This is a genomic window from Sphingomonas eleionomae, assembly GCF_049889035.1.
Taxonomy (GTDB): domain Bacteria; phylum Pseudomonadota; class Alphaproteobacteria; order Sphingomonadales; family Sphingomonadaceae; genus Sphingomonas.
Genome location: NZ_JBLTWP010000004.1, coordinates 266,364 through 282,315 on the forward strand (window position 1 = coordinate 266,364; position 15,952 = coordinate 282,315).

At 67.2% G+C, this 15,952-nt stretch carries 18 protein-coding genes and 1 tRNA gene; 7 read left to right on the top strand and 12 right to left on the bottom strand.

Annotated features, from left to right (window positions below; all coding sequences use genetic code 11):
• Positions 1-43 precede the first annotated feature (43 nt).
• The 6 genes from ACNI3Q_RS12510 to ACNI3Q_RS12535 form a co-directional block, all read right to left on the bottom strand.
• Positions 44-709 (bottom strand): 3-keto-disaccharide hydrolase, encoded by a 666-nt coding sequence (locus tag ACNI3Q_RS12510; RefSeq protein WP_426277157.1) that lies wholly within the window; start codon positions 707-709, stop codon positions 44-46.
• 32 nt (positions 710-741) lie between these two features.
• The gene (locus ACNI3Q_RS12515) at positions 742-2,049 is read right to left on the bottom strand and encodes a dicarboxylate/amino acid:cation symporter (RefSeq protein WP_426277158.1); all 1,308 of its coding nucleotides are present in this window, start codon (positions 2,047-2,049) and stop codon (positions 742-744) included.
• Between the two features lie 12 nt (positions 2,050-2,061).
• Positions 2,062-2,829 (bottom strand): gamma-glutamyl-gamma-aminobutyrate hydrolase family protein, encoded by a 768-nt coding sequence (locus tag ACNI3Q_RS12520; RefSeq protein ID WP_426277159.1) that lies wholly within the window; start codon positions 2,827-2,829, stop codon positions 2,062-2,064.
• On the bottom strand, positions 2,826-3,794 hold the full coding sequence (epsC, locus tag ACNI3Q_RS12525; protein ID WP_426277589.1) for a serine O-acetyltransferase EpsC: 969 nt from the start codon (positions 3,792-3,794) through the stop codon (positions 2,826-2,828). The genes ACNI3Q_RS12520 and epsC overlap by 4 nt, the downstream gene beginning before the upstream one ends.
• 267 nt (positions 3,795-4,061) lie before the next feature.
• The gene (locus ACNI3Q_RS12530) at positions 4,062-4,271 is read right to left on the bottom strand and encodes a hypothetical protein (RefSeq protein ID WP_426277160.1); all 210 of its coding nucleotides are present in this window, start codon (positions 4,269-4,271) and stop codon (positions 4,062-4,064) included.
• Between the two features lie 181 nt (positions 4,272-4,452).
• Positions 4,453-4,542: transfer RNA gene (locus tag ACNI3Q_RS12535), tRNA-Ser, on the bottom strand.
• Positions 4,543-4,735: 193 nt separating this feature from the next.
• On the opposite strand from ACNI3Q_RS12535, the gene ACNI3Q_RS12540 reads away from it, so the two are divergent.
• Entirely contained in the window at positions 4,736-5,521 is a 786-nt protein-coding gene (locus tag ACNI3Q_RS12540; protein ID WP_426277161.1) for a DUF1134 domain-containing protein, read from the top strand.
• Between the two features lie 151 nt (positions 5,522-5,672).
• Here the strand turns inward: ACNI3Q_RS12540 and pyrC are convergent, their stop codons facing one another.
• On the bottom strand, positions 5,673-6,710 hold the full coding sequence (pyrC, locus tag ACNI3Q_RS12545; RefSeq protein ID WP_426277162.1) for a dihydroorotase: 1,038 nt from the start codon (positions 6,708-6,710) through the stop codon (positions 5,673-5,675).
• Positions 6,711-6,796: 86 nt separating this feature from the next.
• On the opposite strand from pyrC, the gene ygfZ reads away from it, so the two are divergent.
• A complete protein-coding gene (gene ygfZ / locus ACNI3Q_RS12550) occupies positions 6,797-7,525 on the top strand; it encodes a CAF17-like 4Fe-4S cluster assembly/insertion protein YgfZ (protein WP_426277163.1) in 729 nt (242 codons plus the stop codon).
• Between the two features lie 7 nt (positions 7,526-7,532).
• On the opposite strand, the gene ACNI3Q_RS12555 is transcribed toward ygfZ, so the two are convergent.
• Entirely contained in the window at positions 7,533-8,681 is a 1,149-nt protein-coding gene (locus ACNI3Q_RS12555) for an aminotransferase (protein WP_426277165.1), read from the bottom strand.
• A 135-nt stretch (positions 8,682-8,816) separates the two neighbouring features.
• Here ACNI3Q_RS12555 and mtnB point away from each other — a divergent pair, with 135 nt between their 5' ends.
• Genes mtnB through ACNI3Q_RS12580 form a run of 5 tightly spaced genes read left to right on the top strand, consistent with a single transcriptional unit; the run spans position 8,817 to position 12,824 of the window.
• Positions 8,817-9,455 (top strand): methylthioribulose 1-phosphate dehydratase, encoded by a 639-nt coding sequence (mtnB, locus tag ACNI3Q_RS12560; protein WP_426277167.1) that lies wholly within the window; start codon positions 8,817-8,819, stop codon positions 9,453-9,455.
• A complete protein-coding gene (locus ACNI3Q_RS12565) occupies positions 9,452-10,003 on the top strand; it encodes a 1,2-dihydroxy-3-keto-5-methylthiopentene dioxygenase (RefSeq protein WP_426277169.1) in 552 nt (183 codons plus the stop codon). Before mtnB ends, ACNI3Q_RS12565 begins: the two co-directional genes overlap by 4 nt.
• 45 nt (positions 10,004-10,048) lie before the next feature.
• Positions 10,049-10,690, top strand: coding sequence for an acireductone synthase (gene mtnC / locus ACNI3Q_RS12570; protein ID WP_426277171.1), 642 nt, complete (start codon positions 10,049-10,051; stop codon positions 10,688-10,690).
• Positions 10,687-11,769 carry an S-methyl-5-thioribose-1-phosphate isomerase gene (mtnA, locus tag ACNI3Q_RS12575; protein ID WP_426277173.1) on the top strand — a complete coding sequence of 361 codons (1,083 nt, stop codon included), beginning with the start codon at positions 10,687-10,689 and terminating at the stop codon, positions 11,767-11,769. Before mtnC ends, mtnA begins: the two co-directional genes overlap by 4 nt.
• Before the next feature lie 23 nt (positions 11,770-11,792).
• The gene (locus ACNI3Q_RS12580; RefSeq protein WP_426277175.1) at positions 11,793-12,824 is read left to right on the top strand and encodes a LacI family DNA-binding transcriptional regulator; all 1,032 of its coding nucleotides are present in this window, start codon (positions 11,793-11,795) and stop codon (positions 12,822-12,824) included.
• A gap of 21 nt (positions 12,825-12,845) precedes the next feature.
• Here the strand turns inward: ACNI3Q_RS12580 and ACNI3Q_RS12585 are convergent, their stop codons facing one another.
• The 4 genes from ACNI3Q_RS12585 to ACNI3Q_RS12600 all read right to left on the bottom strand — a co-directional run bounded on the left by ACNI3Q_RS12585 (position 12,846) and on the right by ACNI3Q_RS12600 (position 15,948).
• On the bottom strand, positions 12,846-13,079 hold the full coding sequence (locus ACNI3Q_RS12585) for a hypothetical protein (RefSeq protein ID WP_426277177.1): 234 nt from the start codon (positions 13,077-13,079) through the stop codon (positions 12,846-12,848).
• Positions 13,076-14,233, bottom strand: a complete 1,158-nt coding sequence (gene tgt, locus ACNI3Q_RS12590; RefSeq protein WP_426277179.1) for a tRNA guanosine(34) transglycosylase Tgt — start codon at positions 14,231-14,233, stop codon at positions 13,076-13,078. Before tgt ends, ACNI3Q_RS12585 begins: the two co-directional genes overlap by 4 nt.
• Before the next feature lie 72 nt (positions 14,234-14,305).
• A complete protein-coding gene (locus ACNI3Q_RS12595) occupies positions 14,306-14,992 on the bottom strand; it encodes an HAD hydrolase-like protein (protein WP_426277181.1) in 687 nt (228 codons plus the stop codon).
• Positions 14,989-15,948, bottom strand: a complete 960-nt coding sequence (locus ACNI3Q_RS12600; RefSeq protein ID WP_426277183.1) for a cation diffusion facilitator family transporter — start codon at positions 15,946-15,948, stop codon at positions 14,989-14,991. The genes ACNI3Q_RS12595 and ACNI3Q_RS12600 overlap by 4 nt, the downstream gene beginning before the upstream one ends.
• Between the last annotated feature and the right edge of the window lie 4 nt (positions 15,949-15,952).

Here is a 15,952-nt window from a genome sequence, read left to right on the forward strand (position 1 = left end):
CGGCCCCGAACGGTCGCCCGCTGTGTCGATGCCGTCCGCTTCGTCAGAAGGTGCGGATGCGGATGTTGCGGTACCACACGGCATCGCCGTGATCCTGCAGCGCGATCTTGCCCCGCGGTTCGCGCGCGAAATGCGGCATGGCGGCGAATTTCGATTCCGCGACCCTGCGGTTCCAGGCGGGATCGCCATAGCGGGTGGCGACGACCCGCTTTCCGTTGAGCCAGTGTTCGATCCGCCCGTCGCGGGACAGGATTCGCACCTTGTTCCACTGACCGACCGGCCGGGCGGCGGCCGCGGCGGGGACGATCAGGTCATAGAGCGCACCGGCGCGGTGCGAGGGCAGCTTGCCATCGGCATGGCGGGCATCGTCCAGCACCTGCATTTCCGGGCCGGTCAGATAGGTCTGATCCGTGTCGGCCAGTTCGCGCACGAAATAGAGGATGCCGCTGTTACCCCCGGCGGAAATCTTCCATTCCAGTTCCAGCTCGAAATCCCCGAAACTATCCGCGGTGACCAGATCGCCGCCGGCGCCATCGCGGCCAAGGGTGAATGCGCCGTCCTGAACCCGCCATTTCGTTGGCACCGGCGCGCCCTTGAACCCGGTCCAGCCGGCAAAGTCGCGGCCGTTCGACAGGCTGCGCCACGCCGACGGCGCGGCAGCCGTTGCCGGGGTACAGGCGATCAGGGCAGCGATCAGGGCCAGGCGCATCGTCACTCTCCTTGTTCGGTCCGGCGGACCGGTCAGGCAGCGACCATCGTTCCTGCCGATGGCTGCCCCGGATCGGCCAGCAGTCCGGCGCGTTTCGATACCACCAGTGGCACCAGCGCCTGACCGATCACGTTCACGGCGGTGCGGCCCATGTCAAGAATGGGATCGATGGCCAGCAGCAGGCCCACGCCCTCCAGCGGCAGGCCGAGGGTGGACAGGGTGAGGGTCAGCATCACCACCGCCCCCGTCAGCCCCGCCGTCGCCGCCGATCCCAGGACGGAGACGAGGACGATCAGCAGATACTGCTCGATCCCCAGCGCGATGCCATAGAATTGCGCGACAAAGATCGCGGCGATGGCGGGATAGATGGCGGCGCACCCATCCATCTTGGTGGTCGCGCCCAGCGGCACGGCAAAAGCCGCATAGGCCGGCGGGACGCCCAGCGCGCGTTCCGTCACCTCCTGTGTCACCGGCAAGGTGCCGATTGACGAGCGGGAGACAAAGGCCAGCTGTGCCGCAGGCCATACCCCGCGATAAAAGGCGATGGGCGACAGGCCATTGGTTTTCAGCACGACCGGATAGACGATGAACGCCACCGCCGCGAGGCCGAGATAGACGGCAAGCGCGAACCAGCCGAGCGAGGCCAGCGCGTCCCAGCCATAGCGCGCCACGGCATCGCCGATCAGCGCCGCAGTGCCAATGGGCGTCAGGCGGATAACCCAGAACAGCAGGCGGCGGACGATCGCCTGAAGCGAGGCGTTGAAGGCAAGGAACGGCTCGCCCGCCGGGCCGACGGCGACCGCTGCCGCGCCCAGTGCAACAGCAATCACGATCAGTTGCAGCACGTTGAAGCCGATCGCGGTGGTGGCGGCCCCATCCTTCAGACTGGTGGATGCAGTCAGGCCAAGGGCGTTGCCCGGCACGATCCCCTTCAGGAAATCGAGCCACGACCCGGTCGTCGTCGGCGCCTTTGCAGCCGCGATATCCACGCCCGCCCGCAGGCCAGGTTCAAGCACGATGCCCAGTGCAATGCCGATCAGCACCGCGGCAAAGGCCGTGATCGCGAACCAGCCGAGCGTCGCTGCGACCAGACGCCCGGCATTGTTCAGCGTCCGCAGCGCGGCGACCGACGCGATGATGGCCGTGACCACGATGGGCGGCACCAGCGCCTTCAGCAACTGAACAAAGATCGTGCCGATGGTGCGCATCGCTTCTGCCAGCGCATTCCCATCGCCCAGCCCGCGCGCGACAAATCCCAGCGCCAGGCCGATGGCCAGACCGATCAGCACCTGAAGCCCGAAATTGCCCCTCAACCCCGCCGCCGGGTTACCTTGTGCCATGCCGTCGGATCCTTAAAGTTCGCGGCGCAGCGACGCGCCCATCCGCTGAAACAACCGGGCGCTTTCCGGGGCGTCGGCCTGCCATTCGGGGTGCCATTGCACGGCCAGTACCTCTGCACCGCAGGGCCGGGCATGGAACGCCTCGATCAGGCCGTCCTCCGGGTCTGTCGCTTCGATGGCCAATCCTTCGCCCAGCCGGTCGATCCCCTGACGATGCACGGAATTGACCGTCAGCCGCCGCTGGCCGGTCAGCCCGGCAAGCACGCCGCCATCGGCCAGGTCGACGCTGTGCGCATGGTCGAACAACGCCTCGAACGCGCCATCGCGTTCCACCCCGTGATGGCGGCCCTCGCCCAGATCGAGGTGCAGCGACCCGCCGAACAGCACGTTCAGTTCCTGAAGCCCGCGACAGATGCCGAACACCGGCCGGGCCGTTTCGATCATCCGGGCGGCCAGGCGCATGGCCACTTCGTCCCGCTCGATATCCAGCCGCTCGGCACAGGCATCGCTGTTGATGCCATAGCGCGCCGGGGCGACATGGCTGCGTGATCCGGTGAGCAACAGCCCGTCGAGCCGCGCCGCGACCGACGCGATGTCCACTGCATCGGTAATGGCCGGGACCAGCAGCACGGTCACGTCGGACAGGCGGTGCAGCGGCTCGATAAAGCGGCTGGCGACCGACTGGATCGGCCGGTCGAACCGTTCGTTGCAGCACAGGACGCCGATGACCGGGCGTGGTTCCACATCATGCCGGGGCACCCGGTGCCAGGGCAGGCTCATGCGCGCGTGCCCTTCAGCGCGGCAGCGACATGGATCGCGGCTTCCCCGTCCAGCCGGACGGCGCCCGGCTGAACCACCACAGCGCCCGCCGGCACGTCCTCCAGCAGCCAGACATTGCCGCCGACCGTCGCGCCATCGCCGATGTGGATGCGGCCAAGCAGCGTGGCCCCGGCATAGATGACGACATCGTCCCCGATCACCGGGTGCCGGGCAAAGCGTTCGCGCGGGGTCAGGCCCGTTGCGGCCGCGGGGCTGCGCGCGCCCAGCGTGACGTGCTGATACAGCCGGACATTGGCCCCGATGACCGTCGTTTCGCCAATGACGACGCCAGTGCCATGGTCGATGAAGAACCGGGGGCCAATCGTCGCGCCGGGGTGGATATCGATGCCGGTACGGGCATTGGCCAGTTCCGAAATCACGCGCGCCACGATGACCGCGCCCAGATTGTACAGCGGATGGGCCAGCCGGTGATAGAGGATCGCGTGCGCGCCGGGATAGCTGATCAGGATTTCATCGACGCTGCGTGCCGCCGGATCGCCCGCGAACGCCGCCTCCACATCCGCGTCGATCGCCGCGCGCACATCGGGCAGATGCTCGGCGAAATGGGCGACGATCTGTTCCGCCTGATCCGGGTCAAAGGGGTGGGGCGTTTCGGCCTGCCAGTAATCCAGTTCGGCCGCGACCTGATCGGTCAGCAGCGCAAGGCCGCGACCCAGCTCTGCCGCGACCCAAGCGTCCTCGGTCGCCGGATCGCCCGAATAGCTGCCCAGACGGCGGGGAAACAGCGCGCCGGAAATGGTTTCGACGGCAAGCTGCACGTCACGCGGTTGTGGAAAGCGGCTGATCGCGCGGCGGCCACCCTGACGCACGCGCCACTGGTTGCGCGCATCGCGCAGCGCCGTGACCAGCGGTCCCAGCCGGTCGGCGCCCCATGCGCCCGGTTCGATCAGCCTGTGCACCGTCATCGGCATATCCCGCTGTTCCATCACAGCGTTCAATATCGACCGATTTGATGGGATATGCGACCAACATCTGGTTGGCACCGGCCAAATCCGGCTTGCCCATGGCGCGGCGAACGCGATGGCCGCGGCGCGGACACGTCAAAAAGGCCCGGCACGAGGCCGGGCCTTCAAAGGCAACGCCGGGAGCATTCTGGCGTTGTACAAAGCCCTGTTTCCCGGGATCGGCGGCGCGGATTCGGCCATGCCGCAAACCCCATGAACGGGACGGGCTTATTCGGTGATGTTGCCGCCGCTGTTGCCCAGCGCATCGATCGAGGCGCCGTTGTCGATGCTCAGCTCGTTGCCCAGCGATTCGTCCAGCACCACGTCGTTCGACACCAGATTGGCGTCGGCATCGGCCACGTTCGCTTCACCCCCGCCACAAGCGGCCAGCGTCAGCGAAAGCGCGGCGGCAGCGGCAAACCCGAACTTCTTGATCATGTCATTCCCCATCAAAATTGGCGGCAGCGCGCGCGGCGAGAACCCCCCGCTACGCCCCAATGCCGTGAGTGATGGCATATTCCCATCGAGTCAATAGGAATTTAATGCAAACGATCGGCACCGGGCGGCTGCGCCCGGCCGGCGGAGGATGGCCGGTGTCAATGTCGTGATTGGGTCGAGGTGGCGGAGACGGAGGGATTCGAACCCTCGATACGGTTTCCCGTATGACGCTTTAGCAAAGCGTTGGTTTCAGCCACTCACCCACGTCTCCGGATGCGCCGAGCGCTGGGCTATAGCGACGGGCAGGGGGTTGATCAACCGGGGGATTTCATTGTCGGTCCGGCCGGTCGTTTCGCGGGCAATCCGGTCATCCGGCGCAAAATCGATTCGGGTCGTCGTCTGTTCATTGCCGGGACAGGCGGCGCGGGCATAAGGTTAATGCTGGCCGACCCGGGGGTTTTGATATGAAGCGGTTTGTGTTGAGCATCATGCTGGCGATCGGCCTGGCGATGCCGGCTCTGTCCCATGCGCAGATCGCGACGGTGGACCCCAACACCGCGATGGATCAGGACCTGAACGGCACGCTGCCCCCCGCATCGCCGCCGCCGGTGACGACCACCAATCCGCCGCCGGTCCAGCCGACGACCCAGGACGGCGTTCCGACCGATGATCCCTATGCCACGGCCCGCAGCCCTTATGGCCAGCCCTATGGCGCGCAGAGCGGCACGGCGCCTGCGGGCACCACGACGGCGGACGCCGACACCACCAAGACCTATCGCGAACAGGACCTGATCGGCGCGGCCGAGGGCGTGTTCGGCAAGGGTGCCGAGGGCCTGGCCGGGATCATCGAAAACATCCTGAAGGATCAGGGCGAGCCCAGCGCCTATATCGCCGGGCGGGAGGCGGGCGGCGCGTTTGTCGTCGGCCTGCGCTATGGTTCGGGCACGATGAGCCACAAGCAACTGGGACAGGCGCCGGTTTACTGGACCGGGCCGTCGGTGGGCTTCGATATTGGCGGCGATGCGGCCAAGGTGTTCGTGCTCGTCTATAACCTGGCCGAACAGCAGCAGCTGTATAAGCGATTCCCCGCCGCAGAGGGCCGCGTCTATTTCGTCGGCGGCTTTTCGGCGAGTTATCTGCGGCGCGGGGATACGGTGCTGATCCCCATTCGGCTGGGCGTCGGATGGCGGCTGGGCGCGAATGTCGGCTATATGCGGTTCAGCGAAAAGCAGCGCTGGCTGCCGTTCTGACCGATGGCCGGTCGGCGACGTCCGACCGCCCGCCATCGGTCCGGCCAGCGGCGCGACTGCGCCGTCTGACGGCGCGGGCTTTGCCCGTGCCGGGGCGCGTCCTTCGACAGGCCGAGGACGAGCGGGCGTTGCCGGACAAGGGTAGCCGCGCTTACCCGACCAGTCGCCAGCCGAGCGTTTCGCCTGCGTGGAACGGCACCACGCTGGTACCGGCCGCCGGGATGGATGCGGCCACCGTTTCGCCGCCGCGGGTTAGCGTGATCGTGTCCTCGTTCACCGGCAGGCGGTAAAAAGCGGGGCCGTTCAGCGAGGCGAATGCCCCCAGCCGGTCGAGCGCGCCTTCCTCGTCGAACACCTGCGCATAGCTTTCGATGGCATAGGGCGCGTTGAAGATGCCGGCACAGCCACAGGCGGTTTCCTTGCGCTCCAACGCGTGGGGTGCGCTGTCTGTGCCGAGGAAAAAGCTGGCCGAGCCGGAGGTGGCGGCGCGGCGCAGCGCCAGCCGGTGCTTTTCGCGCTTTACCACGGGCAGGCAATAGGCGTGCGGGCGGATGCCGCCATCGAAGATCGCGTTGCGATTGAGGTGCAGATGCTGCGGCGTGATGGTTGCGGCGATGTTGTCGCCGGCGCTTTCCACGAACTGCACCGCATCCTCGGTCGTGATGTGTTCGAACACGATGCGCAGGCCCGGAAAGTCGCGGACGATGCCGGACAGGATGCGGTCGATAAACACCGCCTCCCGGTCAAAGATGTCGACATGATGGTCGGTCACCTCGCCATGAATGAGCAGCGGCATTTCCGCCGCCTCCATCGCCGCCAGCACGCCGCGGATGTTCGCGATATCGGTAACGCCGTGCGAGGAATTGGTCGTCGCATGGGCCGGATAGAGCTTGCACGCGGCAAAGGATCCCCGCCGGAAACCCTCGACAATCGCAGCGCCATCCGCCCCGTCGGTCAGATAGCAGGTCATCAGCGGCGTGAAGCTTATCCCCGGCGGCACCGCGGCAAGGATGCGGTCGCGATAGGCATCGGCCTGATCCGCGCTGGTGATCGGCGGGGCGAGATTGGGCATCACGATCGCGCGGGCGAACTGGCGGGCGGTGTACTGCGCCACGGCCTGCAGCATGGCGCCATCGCGCAGGTGGACGTGCCAGTCGTCGGGGCGGCGGATCGTGAGCGTATCGGTCATGCCATCGCCTTTAGGCGGAAAGCGGCGCTAGCGAAACACCCCGCTGCGGGGCTGGCGCGCCCGATGCGGTGGCCTATATCGGCGCGATGGACACTTTCCCGACCGAACTGGCCGACCGTGCCGTCATTGCGATGCGCGGCCCGGATGCGCGCCCCTTCCTCCAAGGGCTGGTGACGAACGATGTCCTGTCGGTCGGGCCGGGGCGGCCGGTCTGGGCCGGGCTGCTGACGCCGCAGGGCAAGGCGCTGTTTGAATTCATCGTGTGGGATGATGGCGCGGACCTGCTGATCGATTGCGAGGCGGGCGAGGCCGACGCGCTGATCCGGCGGCTGTCCCTGTATCGCCTGCGCCGTGCCGTCACGATCGAGCGGACGCAGATTGCAGTGCACTGGTCGCCCGATGATGCCGCGCGGGGCGTGGCCGATCCGCGCCTGGCGACGCTGGGGCATCGCTGGCTGGGCGAACCGGGCGGCGGGGATGCGTCGGCCGCGTGGCGGGCACACCGGCTGGCGTTGGGCGTGACGGAGGGTGCGGGCGAACTGGGCCAGGACAAGACGCTGTGGCTAGAATGCAATGCCCGCGAGCTGAACGGGGTCAGTTTCACCAAAGGCTGTTATGTCGGCCAGGAGAACACGGCGCGGATGCACCACCGGTCAAAGGTGAACCGCCGCCTGATGGTCGCCCCGCTGGGCGAGGCGGGGGAGCGGACGCGGGCCGTCTATCCTGACCTTGGCCTGATGGTCGAGCATCGCCGGGTGGAGGCACCGGGCGATGCGATGGTGCCGGAATGGCTTGCTCCGGCGCTGGCGGACTGACGCGCGATCAGGCCAGCGCCCGCGCCTTTGCCAGTCGTTCGATCGCCGCATCCAGTGTCGCGTCGGATTTGGCGAAGCACAGCCGGACATGGGTGGTTACGGGATCAGCGGCGAAAAAGGCGGACAGCGGGATGCTGGCGACGCCCGCATGGTCGATCGCCCATTCGCTGAATTCTACATCGCCCATCGCAATGCCGCTGGCCGGCAGATCGACCGACAGGAAATAGGTGCCGGCGCTGGGCGTTGTGATGAACCCGGCCTGTGCCAGCCCCGATGCAAGCCGGTCGCGCGACCGCTGAAGATCCGTTGCCATGCCCTCGATCCAGCCGCGTTCATGGGTCAGGCCATGGGCCACGCCCCATTGCAGCGCGGGCGGCGTGGTAAAGGTGATGAACTGATGCGCCTTGGCCAGCACCGACGACAGGGCGGGCGCGGCGCACAGCCAGCCGACCTTCCATCCCGTCAGCGCGAACAGCTTTCCCGCCGATCCGATCTTGACCGTCCGCTCGCGCATACCCGCCTCTGTCATCAGCGGGCGATGGCGGCGGCCGTCAAAGGTCACGCCCTCCCACACCTCGTCGCAGATGGCGATGACGTCGTGCTCAACGCACCACCGCGCGATCATCGCGCGGGTGGCATCGTCCATCATCGCGCCGGTCGGATTGACGGGATCGTTGAGCAGGATGAAGCGCGGCCGGTCGGCGACCGCGTCCAGCATCTCCCGCGTCAGCCGCCAGTCGGGCGGGGCAAGCGTGATCAGCCGCGCATCGCCGCCCGCCCGCTGAACCAGCGGCAGATAGGCGTCATAAAGCGGCTGGACGAGCACGACCTGATCGCCGGGCGACACCAGCGCCAGGATCGCGGCGGCCAGCGCCTCTGTTGCGCCGGAGGTGACGATAACTTCCTGTGCCGCAATATCGGTGCCCTGCGTGTCGTTGTACCATCCTGCCACCGCATCGCGCAGCACGGGCAGGCCGGGCATCGGGGGATACTGGTTCGACTGGCCGGTCAGCGCGGCGGCGGCGGCGGCGATGACGGCGGGGCAGCCATCCTCTTCCGGAAATCCCTGACCCAGATTGATGGCGCGGGTTTCGCGTGCCCGGGCGGACATCGCCTCGAATATGGTGGTGTCGAGCGAGGCAAAGACGGGGTTCAAGCAGCAGGTTCCCGGTGATTTGACGGATAGGACAGCGTTGCCTGCTTCGCCCCTTCCCCGCAAGGGGGCGCGGCGGAAGGGCGGGTGGTCGGGTGATGCTTGTGGCTGAACGGGCTTGCGCCTAAATGCCCGGGGATGAGCATGACCGCGCAAAAGCCGGATACCGCAGAGGCAGCGATCGCGGCGTTGATCGCGGCGACCGCACGGCTGGATGCGCGCGGGCTGGCAGCGGCGACCAGCGGCAACCATTCGGTGCGGCTGGATGCCGAAACGATCGCCATAACGCGGTCCGGCACGCACAAGGGGCGGCTGACCCCCGCCGACCTGATGCTGGCAACGCCGGAGGGCGAACCGCTGGAGCCGGGTCGGCCATCGGCCGAAACCGTGCTGCACGCGCTGATCTATCGCCAGTTTCCCGACGCTGGCGCCATCCTGCACTGGCATTCGCCGGGCGGCGTTGCGCTGAGCCGTACCCTGGGCGACGCATTGGTGCTGACCGGGCACGAGATGCTGAAGGCATATCCGGGCGTCGAGACGCACGATACCGAACGGGTAATCCCCGTGGTCGACAACAGCCAGGACATGGGCGAGATCGAGGCGGCGCTGGGCGGGCGGCTGACGGCCGAGGACACTGCGCCGGTGTTCATGATCCGCGCGCATGGCATCTATGGCTGGGGCCGGGATGTTGCAGAAGCCGAGCGGGTGGCCGAGGCGACGGAATTCATGATCGCGGCAGAGATCGCCGCACTGACGATCAGCGGAGCAAGACCATGAGCCGGTTGCGCGTTTATGCCGAGGATGCACCCGATGCGGTGCTGCTGGACAGCGCCGATGGCGCGGTGATCGCGCGGGAGATGGCCGGGATCGGCGTGCGGTTCGAACGATGGCCGCTGCGCGATGTGCCGCAGGGGGCGGATAACGACGCGATCCTGACGCTGTATTCGCCCGAGATCGACCGGCTGAAGGCAGAGGGCGGCTATCAGTCCGTCGATATCGTCCGCATGGTCCCCGATCATCCCGACCGGGCGAGCCTGCGGACCAAGTTCCTGGACGAGCACGCCCATGCCGAGGACGAGGTCCGCTTCTTTGTCGAGGGCGAGGGGCTGTTCACGCTGCACGCCAATGGCCATGTTCATGCGCTGCTGTGCACGGCAGGCGACCTGATTTCCGTTCCGGCGGGCATGACGCACTGGTTCGACATGGGGCCAAGCCCGACCTTTACCGCGATCCGCCTGTTCGTGAATCCGGACGGCTGGGTGGCGAAATTCACCGGCGACGATATCGCCAGCCGATTTCCCCGACACGAACCGGTCGCGGCATAGCACTTGCCCCTCCCCTGACGGACAGGGGCTTGATAAGGGCGCTGCATGACCAAGCCCAAGGCCCTGCTGCTCGATATCGAGGGCACCACATCCTCCATCGCCTTTGTCGCGGAGGTTCTGTTTCCCTATTCCCGCGCGCATCTGCGGGATTGGGCAGCGGCGCATCCCGATGCGGCCGCACCCATCCTGAACGACGTGGCCGCGATGGAACCGGGCGATCCGGTCGACACCCTGATCGGGTGGATGGACGAAGATCGCAAGGCGACGCCGCTCAAGACCATACAGGGAATGATCTGGGCCGATGGCTATGCCGATGGCACGATCCGGGGCCATGTCTATCCCGACACGATAGAGGCGCTGGCGCGGTGGCGGGCGGCGGGCGTGCCGGTGCACATCTATTCCTCCGGCTCGGTCGAGGCGCAGAAGCTGTTGTTCCGCCATTCCGAGGCGGGCGACCTGACCCCGTATCTGGGCGAGCATTTCGACACGCGGGTGGGTGCAAAGCGGGAGGCGGCGTCCTATGCCGCGATTGCCGCCGCGCTGCGGCTGGCGGCCGGCGATGTGCTGTTCGTCAGTGACATGATGCCGGAGGTCGAGGCCGCACGGGCCGCAGGGATGCAGGCGCTGCTGATCGACCGGACGGGCGATGCAGGCGATGTCGCCACGCTGGCGGAGGTGCGCCCGTGAAACTGAACGGCGTTGCCACCCGGTCGATCATGCGGACGGATGACGGTGCGGGGTGCCGCATTCTGGACCAGAGGCTGCTGCCCTGGGAAATCCGGTGGGTCGAAATCCGCGATGCTCAGACGGCCGCGACGGCGATCCGCGAGATGTGGACGCGCGGCGCGCCGCTGATCGGCGAAACCGCCGCTTATGGCCTGGCGATGGCGCTGGCGGTCGATCCTTCGGACGAGGGGCTGACGCGGGCAGACGCGTTGCTGGGGGCGGCGCGGCCGACGGCGGTCAATCTGCGCTGGGCACTGGACCGGGTGGGGTGCATCGTCCGGCCGCTGTCGCCGGATCAACGCGCCGCCGCCGCCTTTGCCGAGGCGGACCGCATCTGTGACGAGGAAGTGGCGATCAACCGCGCGATCGGCGAACACGGCCTGGGGCTGATCCGCGATCTGGCGGCGCGAAAGGCGGGGCAGACCGTCAATGTCCTGACGCACTGCAATGCCGGATGGCTGGCGACGGCGGATTACGGCACCGCGACCGCGCCGATTTACCTGGCGCATGATGAGGGCGTGCCGGTCCATGTCTGGGTGGACGAGACGCGGCCGCGCAATCAGGGCGCGCTGTTGACCGCATTCGAACTGGCCGGGCACGGGGTGCCGCACCATTTGATCAGTGACAACTCCGGCGGCCTGCTGATGATGCGGGGACAGGTGGATGCCGTGATCGTCGGCACTGACCGGGTGACGGCGAACGGCGATGTCTGCAACAAGATCGGCACGTATCTGAAGGCGCTGGCCGCGCACGACAATGGCGTCCCCTTTTACGTGGCGCTGCCGTCGACCACGTTCGACCCGGCGACGCCCGATGGCGCTGCGGTGCCGATCGAGGAACGGTCGGGCGACGAACTGGCCTGGCTGACCGGGCCGACCGCCGATGGCCGCATCGAAACGGTGCGGGTGACGGGATCGCCCGCCGCCAACCATGCGTTCGACATTACCCCTGCCCGGCTGGTGACCGGATATATTACCGAGCGCGGCGTCCTTGACCGGGACGGCCTGGCGGGGTTGCGCCAAAGCGGCTTGCCAGCGTAGGTCATCCGCGAAGGAAGGACCGTTTGACCAAGCCGCCGCCCCGCCTGACCTCCGTTGAACTGGCCGAACGCGCTGGCGTTTCGCAGCCGACCGTATCGCGGGCGCTGCGCAACGATCCGAGTGTTGCTGCCGAAACGCGCGAGCGGATTCAGGCGATTGCGCGGGAAATGGGCTATTCGCTGAACGTGCCCGCATCGCGGCTGCGCACCGGGCGCACGCAGACGCTGGCGCTGGTCGTGCTGGCCCCGCCGGGTGGCCGGGCGGGGGACGTGAACCCGTTCTATCTTTCCCTGCTGAGCGCAATCTCGGTCGCGGCGGCCGAGCATGGCTACAGCCTGCTGGTCAGTTTTCAGGGCGCGGGCGGCGATCCGTTTTTCGGCGCCTATGAGGATTCGGGGCTGGCCGACGGCGTGATCGTGATCGGTTCGGGCCAGAACCGCGACGGCTGGGCTTTTTTTGCAAGGCTGGCCGAACAGGGCAAGCGGATCGCCGCATGGACCGGATCGGTCGAAGGGATTGCCGCCGTCCATGCCGATAACCGCGCGGGCGGGCGGCTGGCGACCGAGCGGCTGATCGCGCGGGGATGCAGCCGCATCCTGTTCCTTGGCCCCAGTGACAACAGCCTGAGGCAGTTTGGCGACCGGTGCATCGGGTATCGCGCGGCAATGGCAGCGGCGGGGCTGGCCGCGATCGAGGTGGATCCGGTTGCCGTCCCCTTTGGCGGGGACCGCGAATCCTATGGCATTGCGGCGATCGAATGGGCGCTGGGCATCGGCCTGACCTTTGATGGCGTGTTCGCCGCCAGCGACCTGGTTGCGCTGGGCGCGATGCAGCGGTTGCAGGAAGCCGGGATCAGCGTGCCGGGCGCGGTGCCGGTGATCGGGTTCGACGGCATCCGCGCCGGACTGTACGCCAGCCCGCCGCTGACCACGATCGAACAGGATTACGACCGGGCCGGGGACGAGCTGGTCGAATTGATGCTGGCGATGCTGGACGGGCGCGAGTTCACGCCCGACCCGGTGCCCGTCCGCCTGCTGGAACGTGCCAGCGCCTGAACGGGCCGGGCCAGCGTCCGCTTACTTCTTGCCCTTGCCCCGATTGGCGTAGAGCAGGGCAGCGACCAGCGCGGCCGAACCGACGCCGATGCCGGCGGCCAGGCCAACGGTGCTGGCGGGCCAGCGCTTTTTCTGGGCATCCGCTTCGGCCGGGTCGTTGGCCTTGGCTTCCTCGATCGCCTGCAGCGTCGATTTCGCGCTCAGCGCGACATCGGTGATTTCGTTGCCCACGGGTTTGGTGGTGTCGTCCGTCAAGATTTCCCTCCAGTCGCATCAGCCGCCTTGCCGCTGGAATAGCGGCTGCGGAATTCGTTGGCGAATACCGTCAACCGACCCTGGCCGATCGCGTTCCGCAGATCCTGCATCAGCGCCTGATAAAAGGCGATATTATGTTCGGTCATCAGCATCGCGCCCAATATCTCGCCCGATTTGACCAGGTGGTGCAGATAGGCGCGGCTCCATTTGGTGCATACCGGACAGGCGCAGTCGGGATCGAGCGGGCCCTGATCCTCGGCAAAGCGGGCGTTGCGCAGGTTGATCGGGCCGGACCGGGTGAACGCCTGTCCCGTGCGGCCGGACCGCGTGGGCAGCACGCAATCGAACATGTCGACGCCGCGTTCGACCGCGCCGACAATGTCGTCCGGCTTCCCGACACCCATCAGGTAGCGCGGCTTGGCCGCATCCAGCTGACCCGGTGCGTAATCGAGGGCGCCGAACATCGCTTCCTGCCCTTCGCCGACCGCCAGGCCACCGATGGCATAACCGTCAAATCCGATGTCGAGCAGCGCATCGGCGCTTGCCTTGCGCAGCCCCTGGTCCAGCGCGCCCTGCTGAATGCCGAACAATGCGTTGTTGGCGGCATGATCGCCGCCCGCGTCGAATCCGGCCCGCGACCGGCGCGCCCAGCGCATCGATCGTTCCATGGCGGCGGCCTGTACCTCGCGCGTCGAGGTGGTCGGGACCAGTTCGTCGAACGCCATGACGATGTTCGATCCCAGCAGCCGCTGGATTTCCATCGACCGTTCCGGCGACAACATATGGCGGGTGCCGTCGAGGTGCGATTTGAAGACAATGCCTTCCTCGCTCCGCTTGGTCAGTTCGGACAGGCTCATCACCTGATAGCCGCCGCTGTCGGTCAGGATCGGGCGATCCCAGCCCATAAAGGCGTGCAGGCCGCCCAGCCGCGCCACCCGTTCCGCCGTCGGGCGCAGCATCAGGTGATAGGTGTTGCCCAGGATGATGTCGGCCCCCGCCGCGCGCACGTCCTGCGGCTTCATCGCCTTGACCGTGGCGGCCGTGCCGACGGGCATGAAGGCAGGGGTGCGGATGGTGCCGCGCTGCATCGCAATCTCGCCGGTGCGGGCGCGGCCATCGGTGGCGTGGATGGTGAACTGAAAACGGGGAGGCATGACGCGCGCCTTAGGCGCTATGGCCGGTAAAATGAAGCGGGCACCTGCGCACCGGGGCGCCGGCGGGCGCGCCTATCGACCCAGGATCGTGCGGACCACATGGTCGGGGCCGGTAAACAGCCAGTCGGGGTGCATCGCCCCCAGGATACCGGGATTGGCATAGCCCCACAGGACAGCGCCGCACCGCACCCCGGCCTTGCGCGCGGCGGTGACGTCGCGGGTTTCATCGCCCACCGACAGCGCCTCGTCCGGACGGACGTTCAGCTTGCGCAACAGGCGCCGGAACTTGCGCGCCTTGCCGAACAGGCTGGCTCCGCATTCGAAATGTTCGATCAGCGCGACATTGGCCGGACCCAGCACGGCCTTGGCATTGGCTTCGGTGTTGGACGTGCAGATGGCGATGCGGATGCCAGCGTCATGCACCTGTGCCAGCATGTCGGACACGCCGGGAAACAGTTCGATCCGGTGCGCATTTTCGGCAAAGCGCGCCTGAACATAGCGGGCGATGGCGGGCAGCCGCCAGCGGGAGATGCCGACCGCGCGGATCACCTCGCGCGTGGTGCGGCCGCGCAGCGTCTCGATCTCCTCTGGCGAGACATGACGGAAGCCGAACCGGTCGGCCAGTTCATCGACGATCGACAGGAACCAGGTGCCGCTGTCCGACAGCGTGCCGTCGAAATCGAAGATCGCCAGCCGACAGATCGGGTCAGCGGGATCGGCAAGGATTGCAGGCGCAATCGGCGCCTCGCCATCGCTCAACGATGCCCTCCATGCAGCCGACATTCGGTTCCCGTTCCCGTTTCAACCTGAACGGTCATGTGCCCGATCCGGTGATCATGCGCTAGCCGATGTTGCAGTGCGAGCAGAAAATCGTCGCCGGGGTGCCCGTCGGGCATGACGAGATGTGCGGTCAGCGCCGCTTCGGTCGTGCTCATCGGCCAGATGTGAAGGTCGTGCACGCGCGCGACGCCCGGCTGTGCGGCCAGCATCGCCTCCACCGCCACCGGGTCGATCCCGGCTGGCACGCCGTGCAGCGCCATCGCAACCGATTCCCGGAACAGGCCCCAGCCGGACCACAGGATGACGGCGGCGATGACAAGCCCGACCAGCGGATCGACCCACCAGGCCCCGGTCAGCAGCAGGATCGCGCCCGCCGCGACCACGCCGGCGGACACCGCCGCATCCGCTGCCATGTGCAGGAACGCGCCGCGAATGTTGATGTCGCCATGTCGCCCCCGCGCAAACAGCAGCGCGGTGCCCAGGTTGATCACGATGCCGATGCCCGCGACGATCATCACCGTAAGGCCGGGGACGGGCGCGGGGTCAACGAACTGACGCACCGATTCGGCCGCAATCACGACGATCGCCGCCATCAGCATCACCGCATTGGCAAGCGCGGCAAGGATCGAGGCGGCGCTGAGCCCATAGGTGAACCGCGCAGAGGGCGAACGCCGGGCCAGGCTGGAGCCGATCCAGGCAATGACCAGGCCCGCGACATCGATAAGGTTGTGGCCAGCATCGGCCACCAGCGCGATCGACCCGGTCCAGAACCCCCATGTCCCCTCGATCAGGACAAAGCCGAGATTGAGCAGCGTGCCGATGGCAAAGGCCCAGCCGAAATCGCCGGACGGGGCATGGCCATGACTATGACCATGGCCGTGGTTGTGACCGTGGCCATGATCGTGCCCATGGGCATGGGAATGATGGACGCCCATGGCG

Coding starts and splice junctions, on each gene's coding strand:
- tgt (WP_426277179.1), bottom strand. CDS start 14,233: ATGCCTCCCCGTTTTCAGTTCACCATCCACGCCACCGATGGCCGCGCC.
- mtnB (WP_426277167.1), top strand. CDS start 8,817: ATGAGCATGACCGCGCAAAAGCCGGATACCGCAGAGGCAGCGATCGCG.
- epsC (WP_426277589.1), bottom strand. CDS start 3,794: ATGACGGTGCACAGGCTGATCGAACCGGGCGCATGGGGCGCCGACCGG.
- ACNI3Q_RS12540 (WP_426277161.1), top strand. CDS start 4,736: ATGAAGCGGTTTGTGTTGAGCATCATGCTGGCGATCGGCCTGGCGATG.
- ACNI3Q_RS12530 (WP_426277160.1), bottom strand. CDS start 4,271: ATGATCAAGAAGTTCGGGTTTGCCGCTGCCGCCGCGCTTTCGCTGACG.
- ACNI3Q_RS12565 (WP_426277169.1), top strand. CDS start 9,452: ATGAGCCGGTTGCGCGTTTATGCCGAGGATGCACCCGATGCGGTGCTG.
- ACNI3Q_RS12520 (WP_426277159.1), bottom strand. CDS start 2,829: ATGAGCCTGCCCTGGCACCGGGTGCCCCGGCATGATGTGGAACCACGC.
- pyrC (WP_426277162.1), bottom strand. CDS start 6,710: ATGACCGATACGCTCACGATCCGCCGCCCCGACGACTGGCACGTCCAC.
- ACNI3Q_RS12600 (WP_426277183.1), bottom strand. CDS start 15,948: ATGGGCGTCCATCATTCCCATGCCCATGGGCACGATCATGGCCACGGT.
- ygfZ (WP_426277163.1), top strand. CDS start 6,797: ATGGACACTTTCCCGACCGAACTGGCCGACCGTGCCGTCATTGCGATG.
- mtnC (WP_426277171.1), top strand. CDS start 10,049: ATGACCAAGCCCAAGGCCCTGCTGCTCGATATCGAGGGCACCACATCC.
- ACNI3Q_RS12510 (WP_426277157.1), bottom strand. CDS start 709: ATGCGCCTGGCCCTGATCGCTGCCCTGATCGCCTGTACCCCGGCAACG.
- ACNI3Q_RS12515 (WP_426277158.1), bottom strand. CDS start 2,049: ATGGCACAAGGTAACCCGGCGGCGGGGTTGAGGGGCAATTTCGGGCTT.